The 15032-nt window shown below is 58.1% G+C and carries 16 protein-coding genes; 5 read left to right on the forward strand and 11 right to left on the reverse strand.

All coding sequences use genetic code 11. From position 1 onward, the window contains the following. Positions 1–11: 11 nt before the first annotated feature. A complete protein-coding gene (gene def, locus KF947_RS14885) occupies positions 12–524 on the reverse strand; it encodes a peptide deformylase (protein WP_133730863.1) in 513 nt (170 codons plus the stop codon). A 222-nt stretch (positions 525–746) separates the two neighbouring features. On the opposite strand from def, the gene KF947_RS14890 reads away from it, so the two are divergent. From KF947_RS14890 to aroE, 5 genes are all read left to right on the forward strand, one after another. Next, positions 747–1592, forward strand: a complete 846-nt coding sequence (locus tag KF947_RS14890) for a peptidoglycan-binding protein (RefSeq protein ID WP_223287950.1) — start codon at positions 747–749, stop codon at positions 1590–1592. 38 nt (positions 1593–1630) lie between these two features. Beyond that, the gene (dprA, locus tag KF947_RS14895) at positions 1631–2782 is read left to right on the forward strand and encodes a DNA-processing protein DprA (protein WP_227404309.1); all 1152 of its coding nucleotides are present in this window, start codon (positions 1631–1633) and stop codon (positions 2780–2782) included. A 43-nt stretch (positions 2783–2825) separates the two neighbouring features. Beyond that, a complete protein-coding gene (locus KF947_RS14900) occupies positions 2826–3383 on the forward strand; it encodes an L-threonylcarbamoyladenylate synthase (RefSeq protein ID WP_227404310.1) in 558 nt (185 codons plus the stop codon). Positions 3384–3450: 67 nt separating this feature from the next. Continuing rightward, a complete protein-coding gene (gene hemF, locus KF947_RS14905) occupies positions 3451–4404 on the forward strand; it encodes an oxygen-dependent coproporphyrinogen oxidase (RefSeq protein WP_227404311.1) in 954 nt (317 codons plus the stop codon). Further along, positions 4401–5222, forward strand: coding sequence for a shikimate dehydrogenase (gene aroE / locus KF947_RS14910; protein WP_227404312.1), 822 nt, complete (start codon positions 4401–4403; stop codon positions 5220–5222). Before hemF ends, aroE begins: the two co-directional genes overlap by 4 nt. A gap of 82 nt (positions 5223–5304) precedes the next feature. Here aroE and KF947_RS14915 read toward each other — a convergent pair whose 3' ends face one another. The 10 genes from KF947_RS14915 to pilW form a co-directional block, all read right to left on the reverse strand. Then, a complete protein-coding gene (locus KF947_RS14915) occupies positions 5305–5565 on the reverse strand; it encodes a hypothetical protein (protein WP_133730857.1) in 261 nt (86 codons plus the stop codon). A gap of 17 nt (positions 5566–5582) precedes the next feature. Continuing rightward, positions 5583–6386, reverse strand: a complete 804-nt coding sequence (locus tag KF947_RS14920; RefSeq protein ID WP_133730856.1) for a M48 family metallopeptidase — start codon at positions 6384–6386, stop codon at positions 5583–5585. Positions 6387–6564: 178 nt separating this feature from the next. Further along, the gene (locus tag KF947_RS14925; protein ID WP_133730855.1) at positions 6565–7179 is read right to left on the reverse strand and encodes a hypothetical protein; all 615 of its coding nucleotides are present in this window, start codon (positions 7177–7179) and stop codon (positions 6565–6567) included. A 225-nt stretch (positions 7180–7404) separates the two neighbouring features. Beyond that, positions 7405–8808: a ribosome biogenesis GTPase Der gene (gene der, locus KF947_RS14930; protein ID WP_071695367.1), complete on the reverse strand. Its 1404-nt coding sequence runs from the start codon at positions 8806–8808 to the stop codon at positions 7405–7407. After that, positions 8805–9974, reverse strand: coding sequence for an outer membrane protein assembly factor BamB (gene bamB, locus KF947_RS14935; RefSeq protein ID WP_133730854.1), 1170 nt, complete (start codon positions 9972–9974; stop codon positions 8805–8807). Before bamB ends, der begins: the two co-directional genes overlap by 4 nt. After that, complete coding sequence (locus tag KF947_RS14940) at positions 9971–10627, reverse strand: YfgM family protein (protein ID WP_227404313.1); 657 nt, start codon at positions 10625–10627, stop codon at positions 9971–9973. Before KF947_RS14940 ends, bamB begins: the two co-directional genes overlap by 4 nt. Positions 10628–10694: 67 nt before the next feature. Then, positions 10695–11996 carry a histidine--tRNA ligase gene (hisS, locus tag KF947_RS14945; RefSeq protein WP_133730852.1) on the reverse strand — a complete coding sequence of 434 codons (1302 nt, stop codon included), beginning with the start codon at positions 11994–11996 and terminating at the stop codon, positions 10695–10697. 61 nt (positions 11997–12057) lie between these two features. After that, positions 12058–13173: a flavodoxin-dependent (E)-4-hydroxy-3-methylbut-2-enyl-diphosphate synthase gene (ispG, locus tag KF947_RS14950; protein WP_039860545.1), complete on the reverse strand. Its 1116-nt coding sequence runs from the start codon at positions 13171–13173 to the stop codon at positions 12058–12060. Positions 13174–13181: 8 nt separating this feature from the next. Beyond that, positions 13182–14219: a RodZ domain-containing protein gene (locus tag KF947_RS14955; RefSeq protein ID WP_227404314.1), complete on the reverse strand. Its 1038-nt coding sequence runs from the start codon at positions 14217–14219 to the stop codon at positions 13182–13184. 47 nt (positions 14220–14266) lie between these two features. Then, positions 14267–15001, reverse strand: coding sequence for a type IV pilus biogenesis/stability protein PilW (gene pilW, locus KF947_RS14960; protein WP_133730850.1), 735 nt, complete (start codon positions 14999–15001; stop codon positions 14267–14269). Between the last annotated feature and the right edge of the window lie 31 nt (positions 15002–15032).

A 15032-nucleotide genomic window follows, 5' to 3' on the forward strand; every position in this document is an offset into this window, starting at 1 on the left:
TAAGAGAAGTGTTAGGCGTCCTGCATCTGCTTATGGCGTTTCTGCATTTTCTTGCGGATCCGGTCACGTTTTAGCGGCGACAAGTAGTCAACAAACAGCACGCCCTCAAGGTGGTCGTACTCGTGCTGAATACAGTGTGCCAGCAGACCCTCTGCCTCTAACTCATAGGCATCGCCATTACGATCCAGCGCGTTGAGCTGCACCTTAAGGTAGCGCGGCACTTCTGCATAGTGCTCGGGAATCGACAGGCAGCCCTCCGAAAGCAGCTCTTTCTCGTCGCCAATCGGGGTGTAGCGCGGGTTGATAAGTACCAGCGGCTGGGAGTTATCGTCGCTGACATCCATGACGACAACACGGCGATGGACATCGATCTGGGTCGCGGCTAGACCGATACCACGGGCGTCATACATGGTCTCCAGCATATCGTCGACGAGCTGGCGTACCTCATCGTCGACGGTTTCCACCGCAGCGGCCTTGGTGCGCAGGCGCTCATCGGGGAATTCAAGAATAGGAAGTTTGGCCATGGCGTTACAATCACCGTTATGCTGAGTCTAAATTAAGTCAAGCTAGGCAGTGACGAGCGTCTTCTAACCTAGGTACTTTATGATGGGTCACTATATCATGCTGTCAACGTTTCTGGGCATGGGCGCCCTATGCGCAAAGGTTCCAGCAGCAACATAATGACTGCGCTTATGCAGTGTTTCGACATGGAACTAAGAGTGATGCATTTTATTGGGGAGAGCAGGATGGCGGCAAAACAATACGCCTACAGGAGGGTTTTGAGTGGTTTGCTGCTGAGTGCAGTGGTGCTGGTGAGTAACAATGCCACCGCTTGGGAGCGTGATCAGGCAGTGATTAAACTCTCGCCGCAGGTGCGTACCTTACCCCATCGTGAAGCGATCGAGCCTATCGCCTTGGAGGAAGCCCAGGCCTTTTTGCGCGAGCACCGGGTTGTCGATGATGCCGAGGCGTTGCAGGAACTGGCTTACGTAGTGGCGGGAGACGATCGCCGTTTGATCAGCGGCGCGGGAGATCGGTTATACGTGCGTGGTGATGTGCCACGCCATGGTCAGTTGGGCATCTATCGGCAGTCGGAGCCCTACCTGGCGATGGATGGCATGCCGCTGGGCTTAGAGCTGATTAACGTTGGCATCGCTCGCCACGTCAGCAGTGAAGGCGATATTGCGCAGCTTGAAATCGTTAGCTCCCATCAGGAAGTAAGGGTTAACGATATTGTACTGCCCTTGGAGGAGCATGAGTTAAACCGTGAGTTTATGCCCCGCGCGCCGCTCAATGCGGTTGAAGGACATATTATTGCCGTGCCAGGTGGCGTGCGTTTTATTGGCCGTTTTCAGATCGTTGCGTTGGATCTTGGCACCCTGGATGGTTTACAGGCGGGACATGTCCTGCGAGTCAATCAGCAGGGTGAGCTGATCAACGACCCACGTACCCAGGAGCTAGTGCAACTGCCCAGCACAGAAGCGGGCAATGTAATGGTTTTCAAGCCCTATGATCGCGTCAGCTACGCCCTGGTGATGCAGGCCTCTCGGGTGCTGGAAGTGGGCGATGAGGTTGGGTCAGCGACGAACTAGCGGCCGGTAAATAAAGACGTTTAAAGATAGGAGGGAGTATGGACGCCCAGGCGTGGCTGGTGGTCAATGCGTTGCCGGGTATGGGGGCGCTGCGTATCGCGCAATTATTAGCCCGTCAGCCGCAGTGGCCGGAAGGGTGGCTGGCAGCGCTGCCCAGTCGTGCAGCCAGCGAGTTGCGCCTGTGGCTTGAGCATCCCACGCGCAGCCCGTTGCAAAATGTGGTTGATGAGACCCTGGCGTGGCAGCAGAGCGGGCCTAGTCGCCATGTGCTGCATCGCGACCACCCCGCCTGGCCTGCACTGTTAAATGAGTTGCCCGACCCGCCCGTAGTGCTCTGGGCCCAGGGAGATCTTAGCGCCCTGGAGGGCCCCAAACTTGCCATGGTAGGCACCCGACGCCCCACCGGCGAAGGTACCCATAACGCCCAAACCTTCGCTCGCGATCTAGCCCGCCGTGGCTGGTGCGTGGTCAGCGGTATGGCCTTGGGCGTTGATGGCGTAGCCCAGCGCGCAGCGCTAAATGCCGGTGGACGCACGATCGCTGTACTCGGCTGCGGCGTGGATGTGATCTACCCCGCCTCCCACCGTGATCTTCACGAGCAGCTTAGTTCTCTACCCGGTGGCCTAGTGGTGTCTGAACATCCACCAGGTACGCTGGCCCGCCCGGCATTTTTCCCGCGGCGCAACCGCATCGTTACCGGTCTCTCGCTCGGTACATTAGTGGTCGAAGCCACCGAAAAAAGCGGTTCGCTGGTCAGTGCACGGCTCACTTTAGAGCAAAATCGCGAACTGTTTGTGCTGCCCGGTTCGCTAAACAACGTACAGGCCCGCGGCTGTTTGGCACTACTGCGCCAGGGCAGTGCCCATCTAGCCTGTAGCGTCGACGATATTATTAGCGACCTTGGCCACTGGGCCAGTGAATTTATCCCGGCCGATGACGCCATGCAGCAAACCTTACTAACGTCTGCAGAAAAACCACCTGAGCAAGAATCGCTGCCTGATGGCGTGTCTGGCGATAGCTTGCCAGATTCATTATTAGCGTCTTTATCCGCCACGCCAACGCCTATTGATCTCTTGGTACACGCCACCGGTGCGACGGTCAGCGACTGCCAGCAGCGCCTGCTGATGCTGGAGTTGGAAGGCTGGGTTGCTCAGCAGGCGGGAGGCTGGGTGCGGCTGCCGCGGCCATGATAGGATAAAACCCTTAAAGGCCTGTTAGCCGTGAGGAGAGAGCATGAGTTTGGCGACCGATCTAGCCCCTGCGATTAGCGCGCTGCGTAGTGGGGGAGTGATTGCCTGTCCCACTGAAGCGGTGTGGGGGCTTAGCTGTGACCCCGAAAACGACGCAGCCTTAGCCCATCTAATGCGTATGAAAGAGCGCGACCCTGCCAAGGGCGTGATCCTTGTTGCCGCGAATATCGAACAGTTCCAACCCTGGCTGAGCCAGCTCCCATTAGCGATGCACGCTCCCTTAGCGGCCAGCTGGCCGGGGCCCAATACCTGGCTAGTGCCTGATTATGGTCGCAGTCATGGTCTGGTGCGTGGCGCCCACGAGTGCGTAGCGCTGCGGGTGACCGATCACCCGGTGATGAAAGCCCTGTGCGAAGCCTTTGGTGGCCCGTTGGTATCCACCTCGGCCAACCGTTCGGGGGAACCGCCTGCGATGAGCGCCGCCGAGATCAAGGAAATCTTTGCTGATGAAGTGGCCCATGTGGTGCAAGGCGAGCTGGGTGGCAATGCCAAACCCAGCACCATTAGAGACCTAGCCACCGGTAAAATCATGCGTTCTTAACCGGCTCTCCAACTACTTACTATCCACCACTCACCTATTACTACTCACCGATGCCCCAGGAGTTACCGTGGCCCACGAGCACCTTGATGACGTTAAACGCTACCTTCTTGATTTGCAGGATCGGCTCTGCGCCGGATTGGCGAAAGCCGATGGGGCTGCACAGTTCCAGGAAGATAGTTGGGAGCGTGCAGAGGGGGGCGGTGGTCGATCACGGGTGATGACCCATGGCGGCGTGTTTGAAAAGGGCGGCGTCAACTTCTCCCATGTTTATGGCACCCAACTGCCGCCTTCGGCCACCGCCGCGCGCCCTGAACTGACCGGACGCAGTTTTCATGCGGTGGGGGTCTCCTGGGTGCTGCACCCGGAAAACCCCCATGTACCCACCAGTCATGGCAACGTGCGCTTCTTTATTGCCGAAAAAGTCGGTGAGCCGTCGGTATGGTGGTTTGGCGGCGGCTTTGACTTAACGCCGTTTTATCCCGTGTTGGAAGACGTGGTGCACTGGCATCGGGTGGCCAAAGCCGCCTGCGACCCCTTTGGGGACGATGTTTATGCGCGCTATAAGGCCTGGTGCGACGAGTACTTCTACCTTAAGCACCGCGATGAAACCCGCGGTGTCGGCGGGTTGTTTTTCGATGACCTAAATGAAGGCGAGTTTGCCGACTGCTTTGCCATGCAACGGGCGGTGGGCGACAGCTTCCTAGAGGCTTATTTACCCATCGTTGAGCGCCGCAAAAATGACGCCTGGGGCGAGCGGGAGCGCGATTTCCAGCTTTACCGCCGTGGCCGCTACGTGGAGTTCAACCTGGTGTGGGATCGCGGCACACTGTTTGGCTTACAAAGTGGCGGGCGTACGGAGTCAATTTTGATGTCTATGCCGCCAATGGCGCGCTGGGAATACGCCTTTGAGCCAGAGCCCGGCAGTGCCGAAGCGCGCTTGCAGGATTTCTTATACCCCCGGGACTGGCTCGGCGAATTCGCTGAGGATGCAGGCCAAAGAAAAAGCGGAGAGCTCTCATGACTGATCGCTACTGCGTGTTTGGCAACCCGGTCAAACACTCTAAATCCCCGCAGATCCACTCTGAGTTTGCCCATCAAACCCAACAGGCTCTTGAGTACACCGCTGAAGAAGCACCGGTGGATGGCTTTGCCGGTGCCTGGCGGGCATTTATCGACGCGGGCGGGCGTGGCGCCAATGTTACCGTGCCGTTCAAGGGTGATGCCTTTGCGCTTTGCGACACCTTGAGCCACCGCGCCCGTCGTGCAGGGGCGGTGAATACGCTGATCCTGGGGGGGAATGGCCGTACCTACGGCGATACTACCGATGGCATTGGCCTAGTGCGTGATTTGGCCTATCACCGCGTGGCGTTAGCGGGAAAGCGCATTTTGGTGGTAGGCGCAGGCGGCGCCGTGCGCGGCATTCTGGAGCCCCTGCTTGCCGAGCAGCCCAGTAAAGTCGTCGTGGTCAACCGCACCGCCGCCAAGGCCGAGCAGCTGGCCAGCGATTTTGCTGATCTGGGGCCTGTCACTGGCGGCGGTTTTGACACTCTTGACGGAACTTTTGATGTGGTGATTAACGGCACCAGCGCCAGCCTCTCAGGCGATTTACCGCCGTTGCCTGATACGTTGTTCAATACTAATGCCTGGGCCTACGACATGATGTACGGGGCCGAGCCGACGGTATTTTTACAGTGGGCAGGCCCGCGTGGCGCGAAACTGCTCGACGGCTTAGGCATGCTGGTCGAGCAGGCCGCTGAGTCGTTCTTTCTGTGGCGCAATGTGCGGCCCGAAACGGCACCCGTGCGCGAAATGCTGCGCCAATCGCTTAACTATTCATAGCCGCATCCAGTTAACGCTACTTAAAAAGCGGGGGCGGATACCGTATCCGCCCCCGCTTTTTATGTGTGCCGCTAATAACGCTTTACTTAGCGCGCTTGACGTACAAACCCACCATGCACATTACCAGCCCCACCACCGAAAGCAGCATGCCGCCATTGACTAACAGCGGCGAGCGCTGCAGCCAGGAGACGAACGGTTGCGGTGCGTCTCTACAAACACTCTCAATATAGTCCCAATGGCCGCCATCAAGCTGACAAGCACGGACGTCGTTGAGCTCCCAGAAATACACACCCATCAGCACAAACAGCGGCAGCACTAGCAGCAGTAAACCTAACTTGATCATCTAAACCTCAAGAGCCGTTAAGGGCGTGGGCAGTTGGGGGTGCGACCATTGCTGCGTGCTTGTTGGTAGCGTGCCAGGGCATGATCCATATTGGCTTGCAGGCCTTCAATGCGCTGGCCTTGGCCAGGGTGAGTCGACATCCACTCGGGGGGCGCACCGCCACCTGTGGCCGCCTGCATATTTTCCCAAAGGGTCACGCTTTCACGGGGATTGAAACCGGCTTGGGCCATAAGATCCAGGCCAATCACGTCAGCTTCGCTCTCATGAGCCCGGGAAAAAGGCAGTACGATGCCGTACTGCGCGCCCATGCCGAGCACGCCCATGAGTTGCTGGCCACCGGCAGACTGCATGCCCGAGGTGCTGGAAATTACCGACAGGCCTAACGAGGTGGCGCTCTCGGTTGAGGCGCGCTCATTGGCATGGTTGGCCAGTACGTGACCAATTTCGTGGCCGATAACGGAAGCAAGCTGATCCTGATTTGTAGCAATATCCAGCATACCGGTATTCACGCCCATATAGCCGCCGGGAAGCGCGAAGGCGTTGGGCTGTTCGGACTCAAACACGCGGATTTGCCAATCTAGCTGTTGCTGCTGGGCGGGGAGCTCCGCCACGATGGCATCGGCAATACACTGGACATAGCGATGACTGGCTTGGCCGGCGGTAGGCAGTTTCTGCTGATATTGAGTGAACGCCTGGCGGCCCATCTCATTGAGTTCGCTATCGGAGAGCAACAGTAGTTGCGAGCGTCCGGTAGGCGAGGTGGAGCAAGCGGCGATGGACGCGCATAGCGCGGTAATAGCAAGGGGGCGAAGCCAGCGCATGAGACGGTTTCCTTATAGACGAATGGGTTTCTTGGACACAAGATAACCGCTGATAGCAGTAAATCAATCCCCCATCATAACCCACCTAGAGGGTGAGTATGGATGCTGAATTAACCATCCTTTTCTGACCCAATGCTAGGCACCAGACCGTTGGCTGCGAGCTCCTAGACATAACCCTTCAGCGCTGGGGTACTAACTGCCCATCGGCGCCTACACTGAGGCGAATAGTGGGCGTCAACAAACCGGCAGGTAACCGCATACCTAAACCGCGCAGATCCCCTGGTGTGATGGCCAGTTGACTGCCGGGCGGTAGCTCGCCTTGGGACGCCAACTGACTGGCAAGTTCCAGCATGGGGGCCATGCGTTGGGTGTCGGTGGCGAGGACATCAAAGGCAACCGGTAGGCGTAAGTTAGCATCATCACCAGAGGTCAGCGTGACGTCCTGCTCATAGTTCCCCTGCACAGGGTCAATGCCCGGCATATCCAGCGCCCAGCGAAAGCCTGACATCTCCACCGGTGGCATACCTGCGGGTAAGCCCAGCCCCATGGCAATGGTGGCCTGAACGGGCAGACTGCCCGCGCCGAGGCTAGACGCAATCAGGCTGGTTAGATCACTTGTATCTAGCCCCGCATTGATACTGTAAGGCCCAATGCGAACATCCTCGACCCCCAGGGAGGTTACTGCCAAACGAAACGCAAACAGGCCGGTTTGGGGGAGGGCGAGACAACCCGTGAGTAGGCTGGCAAAGCCAAACAGAGTCAGCCATCGCCAATAGCGAGCAATATAAAGCATAAGAGTCCCCTTCAATAGGGCGTAAGTAAGTAGTGGGGTAGCAATGCTAAGAGTAAGGTGTTGTTGCGCACTTACTAGGTTCAGGCTAATAAGCGCGGCTATTTGAGGGCTGAAGCCATATTCTGTCAAGACAATTTGCGTGTTCAGGTGCTTATTGAAGGCTAGAACCAAAACGCCCGCTTGGCGATGCAAACGGGCGGGTTCAAAAGGCAGCTACTAAAATGATTAGCGACGGCTTTTGCGCGCCTCTTTGGTGCGGTTAAGCTCGCGCTTTTTGGCCTTCTCTTTGTCGCTGGCGCCCGCCATGTCATCAAACGGGTTACTGCCGGAGCGAAACTCAAAGCGAATCGGCGTGCCGCGCACCTTGAGCACCTTGCGGAAAGTGTTGGTCAAATAGCGGCGGTAGGCTTCGGGTAGCGACTCGGTTTGGTTGCCGTGGACGACGATAATCGGCGGGTTGCTTCCACCCTGGTGAGCCATACGCAGCTTGATACGCCGTCCGTGCACCATCGGCGGTGGGTTTTGGCTGACCGCGTCCTGGAGCAGGGTGGTGAGGCGGTTGGTCGACCAGTGGGCGTTAGCGGCGTCAAAGGCGCGATCAATCGAGGGGTAGAGATCACCCACCGCCGTGCCGTGCAGGGCAGAGATAAAGTGCAGTTCGGCATAATCCGCAAAGCCTAGGCGGCGCTTCACTTCAGTGCGCATTTTATCCTTGGCTTCGGTCTCCAGGCCGTCCCACTTGTTGACTGCCAGCACCAGTGCACGACCGGTGGTCAACACATAGTCCAGCAGGTGCAAGTCCTGCTCCACCAGGCCGCTGGAGCCATCCAGTACCATGATTACCACATGGGACTCTTTGATCGCATCCAGGGTCTTGATGATGGAAAATTTCTCGGCGATTTCGCGCACGTTCTTGCGCCGCCTAATACCCGCGGTGTCAATCAGTACATAGGGCTTGCCGCGGCGCTCAAAAGGAATCTCGATGGCATCGCGGGTGGTGCCCGCTTCATCAAACACGACGACCCGATCTTCGCCTAGCAGGCGATTGACCAGGGTCGATTTTCCCACGTTGGGGCGGCCAATCACGCCGATGCGAACGCCTTTGCTGCCGGTGTCGGCAGGAATGCTGGCGTCACGCTCGGGAAACGGTTCGAGTACCACATCAATCAGGGTGGAAACGTTGCGCCCGTGGGCGGCAGCAATCGGCCAGGGATCGCCGAGGCCGAGCGACCAGAAGTCGCCCATGGCCGAATGCTCTTCCAGCCCATCGGTTTTATTCACCACCAGCCAGGTTTTTTTCTGATTGACCCGCAGGTGGTTGGCAATCGCCTGGTCAGCGGCGATAAGGCCGGCGCGAGCGTCGACCATAAACAGCACAATATCGGCTTCATCAATGGCGGCGAGTGACTGCTCCGCCATGGCAGCGTCGATGCCTTCTTCGTCACCGCTGATACCGCCGGTATCAATCACGGTATAGACCTTATCGCCCAGCATGCCATTACCGTACTTACGGTCGCGGGTGAGGCCAGGAAAGTCGGCCACCAGTGCATCACGCGAGCGCGTTAGGCGGTTAAACAACGTCGATTTGCCCACATTGGGGCGACCGACTAAAGCAATGACGGGTGTCATGGAGTTACTTCCAGGGTTTCCAGGCGACCATTGTTGGCCTGGACATGAATGGTGCTGCCTTCAGTGACCGGGCGTACGCTGATGCCCGAGCTGTGCACGCGAGTGCGACCCACGATATCGCCTTCGCGAGCGTCGATCAGGTGAAGATAACCGTCAAAATCGCCGAATACTAAACGCCCATCGGCGAAGGCGGGGGCGGTTAACCAACGATCTTCTAAATCGTCGTTGCGCCAAATTTCGCGGCCGCTGTTAGCGTCGAGGGCGACGACTTGGCTGTCATCGGTGACCACAAATAGGAAGTCACCGACCAGAATCGGGGTATGGCGGCTGGAGAGATCCGCTTCCCAAAGTACGTCGCCTTGGGTTGCTTCCAGCGCCACCACCCGGCCGTTATAGCTGGTCACAAACAGGCGGCCATCGGGGCTGATGACCGGCTGGCCGGAAAGATCGACCAGGCGTTCCACTTCGCTACGCCCTTGCGGAGTGGCGATCTGCATTTCCCATAGAGGCTGGCCGCTACGGTTATCCAGCGTGGCCAGGCGGCCATTGGCTAGGCCAACAAAGCTGACTGGATCAATCACCATTGGCGTGCCGGTGCCGCGCAGGGTGAGTGACGGCTGCGAACTGGTGTATACCCAGCGTTCTGCACCCGTGGCGCGATCCAAAGCCGTGACACGGCCATCGACACTTTGCACAATTAGCAACTGCCGGTTGGCCTGGGGCGCGGCCAGCACTTCGCTGGATACCCGCGAACGCCACTCTTCGCTGCCGTCACCTTGATCCAACGCGATCACTTCGCCGTTGCCAGTAGCCAGATAGACCTGACCGGCAATCGCCGTTAGCGCGCTGGAAATAGTCGTATCAAGGTCAATTTCCCACTTGACGTCGCCGCTATTGGCATCCATCGCCATCACCACGCCATCAACATCGGCCGCAAACACGGTGTTGCCTTCACGGGAAGGAGCGATGGGATAACGGGCACGGCCCAGACCATCGCCCACGTTGCGCCGCCACTGAGTTTCCAGCGAGGAGGTCTCGTCGAAGCTGCGCAGCTCTTTGGGGGTATAGGCAGGCTCGCCTTTACTAGCGCAACCGACCAGCAGTGCCAGCGACAGGGCGCCCAAGCTTGCGCGTACTAGCTGTTTTGTTGGGATACCAAAAGTCATTGTGTCGCCTCCTCAGCGCCGAGATCGTCAAGCTTGAACTGCACGCCGTAAAGCGGCTGGTCTTTGGTTTGAGACACTTCTAGAGCGGTTTCCCATGCATCTCGGGCCGCCTCGGTGTCACCTTGGGCGGCGAATGCATCGCCGCGCACGTTTGCTCTTTGAGCCGCCAGTGCATCGCTAATTGGCTCGTCTAACAGTGCGTGCGCCTGTTTAGGATTACCGTCGGCAAGCTCGATACGGGCTAAGCGTAGCCATGCCAAGCTTTGTACATAGCGGCGCGAGGAGTCGGCCGCGCTTTCCAGTGCGGTACGTGCTGCTTCCAAGTCGCCTTGCTGAACAGCCAAGCGGGCGTCGAGCAGAAGGGCGAGTTCGGCGTAGAGCGTATCGCCATGCTCGTTGGTCAGCTCGCTGACCATTTCCCGCGCGCTTGCTATTTGCTCCTCGTTAAGCTCGTTGCCAGCGGTCATATTAACCAGCTGCTGATAGCGCATGGAGGCCGCTTCAGCTTGGCCCTGTTGATAGTTCTGCCAGGCATTCCAGCCGAATACTCCAGCCGCCGCCAGAACAGCGCCTGCAATCAACGACATGCCGTTCTCTTTCCACCAGCGCTTAACGGCGTCTAGCTGCTCTTCTTCGCTTCTCAGCTCCACCACGGGCGGGCTCCTTTCTTCTAAAGTCGTATGTTTAGACCGTCGCATGCAAGCAGGCTGCCTGCAGGGCTTATGCGTTAGCCGTTAAAAGCTCGCCCAGCGTGCGGCCTAATGCGGCTTGAGGAACGCTTTGCTGTTCGCGGTCATCGCGCAGAAACTTGACCGTTGCCGACCGCGCTGCGATTTCATCTTCACCGATCAGTATGGCTATCGTAGCAGCGCTCTTGTCGGCTTTTTTGATTCGGCTTTTAAAGCTGCCGCCGCCGCAATGAAGCTGCAGACGCAGTTCAGGCAGCTCGCCACGCAGTTGCTCGGCCAGGGTAATGGCTGCTGTGGTGGCGCTATCATCCATGGGCAGTAAATAGACATCGCAGCCGCCAAGGGCGTTCTCAGGGATCAGCTCAAGCGTTTCGAGCAGTAGAATCAGCCGCTCAATGCCCATGGCAAAGCCCACCGCTGGGGTAGGCTTGCCGCCCAGCTGTTCGACCAGGCCGTCGTAGCGTCCGCCGGCACACACGGTGCCCTGGCTGCCCAGCGCAGTCGTGGTCCACTCGAACACGGTACGGCAGTAGTAGTCGAGCCCCCGCACTAAGCGCGGGTTGATCACATAGGCAATGCCTGCTGCTTCAAGCATTCTGGTGAGCTGCTCAAAGTGTTCCTGGGATTCGGCATCCAGGTGATCCATCAACTGCGGCGCGCCGTCGAGCATCTCAGCCATGGCCGGATTTTTGGAGTCGAGAATACGCAGCGGGTTGCTGGTCAAACGGCGCTTGGAGTCTTCATCGAGGACGTCTAGGTGCTGCTCAAAGTAGGCCACCAGCGTATCCCGGTAGGCTGCCCGCGCCTCAGACGAACCCAGTGAGTTGAGCTCCAGGGTGACGTGCTCCATCAAGCCGAGTTCTTGCCATAGGCGTGCCGAAAGCAGGATCACCTCGGCGTCGATATCCGGGCCATCAAAACCGAAGGTCTCGACGCCGATCTGGTGGAACTGGCGGTAGCGGCCTTTTTGCGGACGCTCATAGCGAAACATCGGCCCCTGGTACCACAACCGCTGAGTTTGGTTATACAGCAGGCCGTGCTCCATGGCCGCGCGCACGCAGCTTGCGGTGCCTTCGGGGCGTAGAGTCAAACTCTCGCTGTTGCGATCGTCGAAGGTATACATCTCTTTTTCGACGATATCGGTAACTTCACCGATAGAGCGTGCAAACAGCGCGGTTTGCTCAACGATAGGCGTGCGGATTTCATTAAAGCCGTAACGCAGCATTAGCTGGCGTACTTTGGCTTCAAAAAATTGCCAGCGTGGGCTGTCGCTGGGCAGTAGGTCGTTCATACCACGAATGGCTTGAATTTTTTTAACGGCGGACTTGCTCAAAGAAAACTCCTTATTCTGCCATCAGGCGTGGTTCACCCAGGCTGGCAGCCAGCCCCAGCGGTTAAACGCTGCGGGCAATCATATCGTCTTGCTGCTGCTGTTTTTCGCGCACTTTTTCGCGAATCAGTTGCTCCAGGTCATCTACCAAGTGGTCGTTGCGCAGCTTGCTGGCGGGCTTGCCGTCGATATACACCAAGTTGGCGGGGCTGCCGCCGGTCAGGCCGATATCGGTCTCTTTGGCTTCGCCGGGGCCATTGACCACGCAGCCGATCACCGAGACGTTAAGCGGCGTCATCACGTCTTCCAGCCGCTCTTCGAGCTGGTTCATTGTGTCAATGACGTCGAAGTTCTGGCGCGAGCAGCTGGGGCAGGCAATAAAGTTAATACCTTTAGAGCGCAGTTTGAGGCTGCGGAGCATATCAAAGCCGACCTTGATCTCTTCCACCGGGTCTGCCGCCAACGAGACACGGATCGTGTCACCGATGCCGTCCATCAGCAGCATGCCCAGACCAATCGATGACTTGACCGTGCCCGAGCGCAGACCACCGGCTTCGGTAATCCCTAAGTGCAGCGGTTGCTCGATGCGCGCGGCCAGGTCGCGATAGGCGGCCACGGCCATAAACACATCCGAGGCTTTGACGCTGACTTTGAAGTCGGGGAAGTCGAGCCGATCCAGGTAATCAATATGGCGCATGGCGGACTCCACCAATGCCGCCGGGGTAGGCTCGCCATACTTCTTCTGCAGGTCTTTTTCCAACGACCCTGCGTTGACACCAATCCGGATCGGAATGCCATGGTCACGGGCGGCGCTAACCACCGCGCGTACCCGGTCTTCACGGCCGATATTGCCTGGGTTGATACGCAGGCAGTCGACGCCGAGTTCGGCGACACGTAGAGCTATTTTGTAATCAAAATGGATATCGGCAACGAGCGGTACATTGACGAGCTTTTTGATTTGACCAAAGGTTTCGGCGGCGTCCATATCGGGTACTGAAACGCGTACGATATCCGCACCGGCTTTTTCCAACTGCTGGATCTGGGCCACGGTCGCGGCGACATCCAGTGTGTTGGTATTGGTCATGCTTTGAACGGCAATGGGGGCATCACCGCCCACCGCGACGTTTCCAACCTGAATCTGGCGGGAATGGCGGCGCTTTATCGGAGAAGGGGCGTGCATAAGACGGGTCACTCTCCCAAGGTGAATCGGGCAACATTGTTGGCGCCTGCGCGGGCGGGAAGGTCAACTTCCTCGCCTTGGTAGCGCAGCTCGACGCCGGTGGCATTGCCTACGGTTAAGCGAAACGGGGGCTCGCCTTCGACGGTTGTCGAGGTGCCGGGTGTTTGCAGGCCAACGAAGACGCGCTGGTTGGTGGCGTCAAAAATCTCCGTCCACGACTGCTCGTTAAACGTTAGCTCAAGGACGTTGGCATTGGCGGTCTGCTCGGCGGCAGCGGTTTGTTCGCTATCAGTGTCGTTCTCTTCAACACTGCTTGGCTCAGGCTCGCTCGGCTCATCGCTATCCTCCGCGGTGCTGGCCGTATCGGTGGTGCTATCCAGTGCGGATTCGTCAAGGCCTGTAATCGCGTCAACATTATCTTGAACGCTGGGCACTTGTTCTTGCGCAGCCGTCGGTGAAGGCGCGACGTTGGTGCCATTGCTGGGCAACGTCGCGCTTTCATCGCCACTGGTGAAGCTTGAATCCGTACTCGCTGCAGTGTCATCGGGCTCACTGGTCGGCTCTGCTGGGGCGGTAGCGGTCTCTTCCGTAGAGGTTGAGCCAAAGCCCGGTGGCTCGTTGCCACCCCGGCTTTGCCACCACATCACGGTTACAGCGATAAGTCCCACAATCACCAGCAGGGTAACCAGCTTAAACAGCCACGCGCCAACCCGGGAGGGCGGCCTAGCCGTAGAGACCGGGGTCACTTTGCGTTCGGTGTCGGTACCGCCACTGCGGGCTTGATAAGCCTCAAGCACTAGCCGGTCATCCATGCCCAGGTATTTGGCGTAAGAGCGCAGGTAGCCGCGTCGATAAGCGGCGACAGGAATCTCTTGATAGTCATCCTGCTCAAGACCTCCCACGACGGCGGGACGCAGGTTGAGCGCCCGGGCCGCATCGGCAAGCGGAATACCAAGCTGCTCGCGCTGGCGAGCAAGAAGTTCGCCAGGAGAGGCGCTAGTGCTAGGGCTATCAATGACGTTTTCTTGTGACTGTGTATCGCTCATGGCTGAGCATCCTTCATTAAATAAGCGGTGATCAGGGCGTCAATCAGTCAGTCGTTGCCAAGCAGGCGCTGGTATTCAGCGGCGACGCTATGCTCGCCGCGCTTCTGTGCGATATCAACCGCCATTCTTAGCGCTGCTTGGTCGGGCTCGGCGAGCTGCAAATAGGTTTGCAGTGGTGCCCAGGCCTGAGAGTAATTGCCCTGCGAATATTCGAGTTCAGCTAACATTAAATAGCCGCGTGAATTACGCGGATCAATACTTTGCGCGCGCTCCAATCGAGCGCGCGCCTTATCAAATTCTTCCAGCGCCATGTAACACTGCCCTAAATTAGTAAATAGCTGGGCACGGTTGGCGTACTGGGCATCCTGTGATGCGGTTTCTAACTGCTCACAGGCGGCATTGAACTGACCCTGACCGTATAAGAACGCCGCATAGTTGTTGCGGGCGCGGGTGAAGTCAGGTTCGGCATTCACCGCCTGTTGAAAATAGTCGTTGGCAAGTGCACTTTCGCCCTGGCGTTGATAAACCAGTGCCAGTGCTTGCAGCGCTTCTGCATGGTGAGGGGCAATTTCAAGTGCCCGATCCAGTGCGTTGAGAGCGCGGGGAAGATTATCGCGCTCTAGATAGGCGACGCCAAGCTGGGTATAGGCTTCTGCCGCCGCGGGGTTGGCTTGCGGTGTAAGGTTGTTGGACGAGGCACAGCCGGCTAGCCACAAGCTACCGATAAGCACGGTGAGCATGGGCACCCGCGATGGGTGTTGGCGCCTGCGGTGAGCGATCATGTAAATCCTCGTGTGGTGAACGTCCAACTGC

Source organism: Halomonas sp. FeN2, assembly GCF_020595105.1.
In the GTDB taxonomy this organism is placed as follows: domain Bacteria; phylum Pseudomonadota; class Gammaproteobacteria; order Pseudomonadales; family Halomonadaceae; genus Vreelandella; species Vreelandella neptunia.

Coding starts and splice junctions, on each gene's coding strand:
- aroE (WP_227404312.1), top strand. CDS start 4,401: ATGACTGATCGCTACTGCGTGTTTGGCAACCCGGTCAAACACTCTAAA.
- KF947_RS14890 (WP_223287950.1), top strand. CDS start 747: ATGGCGGCAAAACAATACGCCTACAGGAGGGTTTTGAGTGGTTTGCTG.
- dprA (WP_227404309.1), top strand. CDS start 1,631: ATGGACGCCCAGGCGTGGCTGGTGGTCAATGCGTTGCCGGGTATGGGG.
- der (WP_071695367.1), bottom strand. CDS start 8,808: ATGACACCCGTCATTGCTTTAGTCGGTCGCCCCAATGTGGGCAAATCG.
- KF947_RS14955 (WP_227404314.1), bottom strand. CDS start 14,219: ATGAGCGATACACAGTCACAAGAAAACGTCATTGATAGCCCTAGCACT.
- def (WP_133730863.1), bottom strand. CDS start 524: ATGGCCAAACTTCCTATTCTTGAATTCCCCGATGAGCGCCTGCGCACC.
- pilW (WP_133730850.1), bottom strand. CDS start 15,001: ATGATCGCTCACCGCAGGCGCCAACACCCATCGCGGGTGCCCATGCTC.
- KF947_RS14900 (WP_227404310.1), top strand. CDS start 2,826: ATGAGTTTGGCGACCGATCTAGCCCCTGCGATTAGCGCGCTGCGTAGT.
- ispG (WP_039860545.1), bottom strand. CDS start 13,173: ATGCACGCCCCTTCTCCGATAAAGCGCCGCCATTCCCGCCAGATTCAG.
- KF947_RS14920 (WP_133730856.1), bottom strand. CDS start 6,386: ATGCGCTGGCTTCGCCCCCTTGCTATTACCGCGCTATGCGCGTCCATC.
- KF947_RS14925 (WP_133730855.1), bottom strand. CDS start 7,179: ATGCTTTATATTGCTCGCTATTGGCGATGGCTGACTCTGTTTGGCTTT.
- KF947_RS14915 (WP_133730857.1), bottom strand. CDS start 5,565: ATGATCAAGTTAGGTTTACTGCTGCTAGTGCTGCCGCTGTTTGTGCTG.
- bamB (WP_133730854.1), bottom strand. CDS start 9,974: ATGACTTTTGGTATCCCAACAAAACAGCTAGTACGCGCAAGCTTGGGC.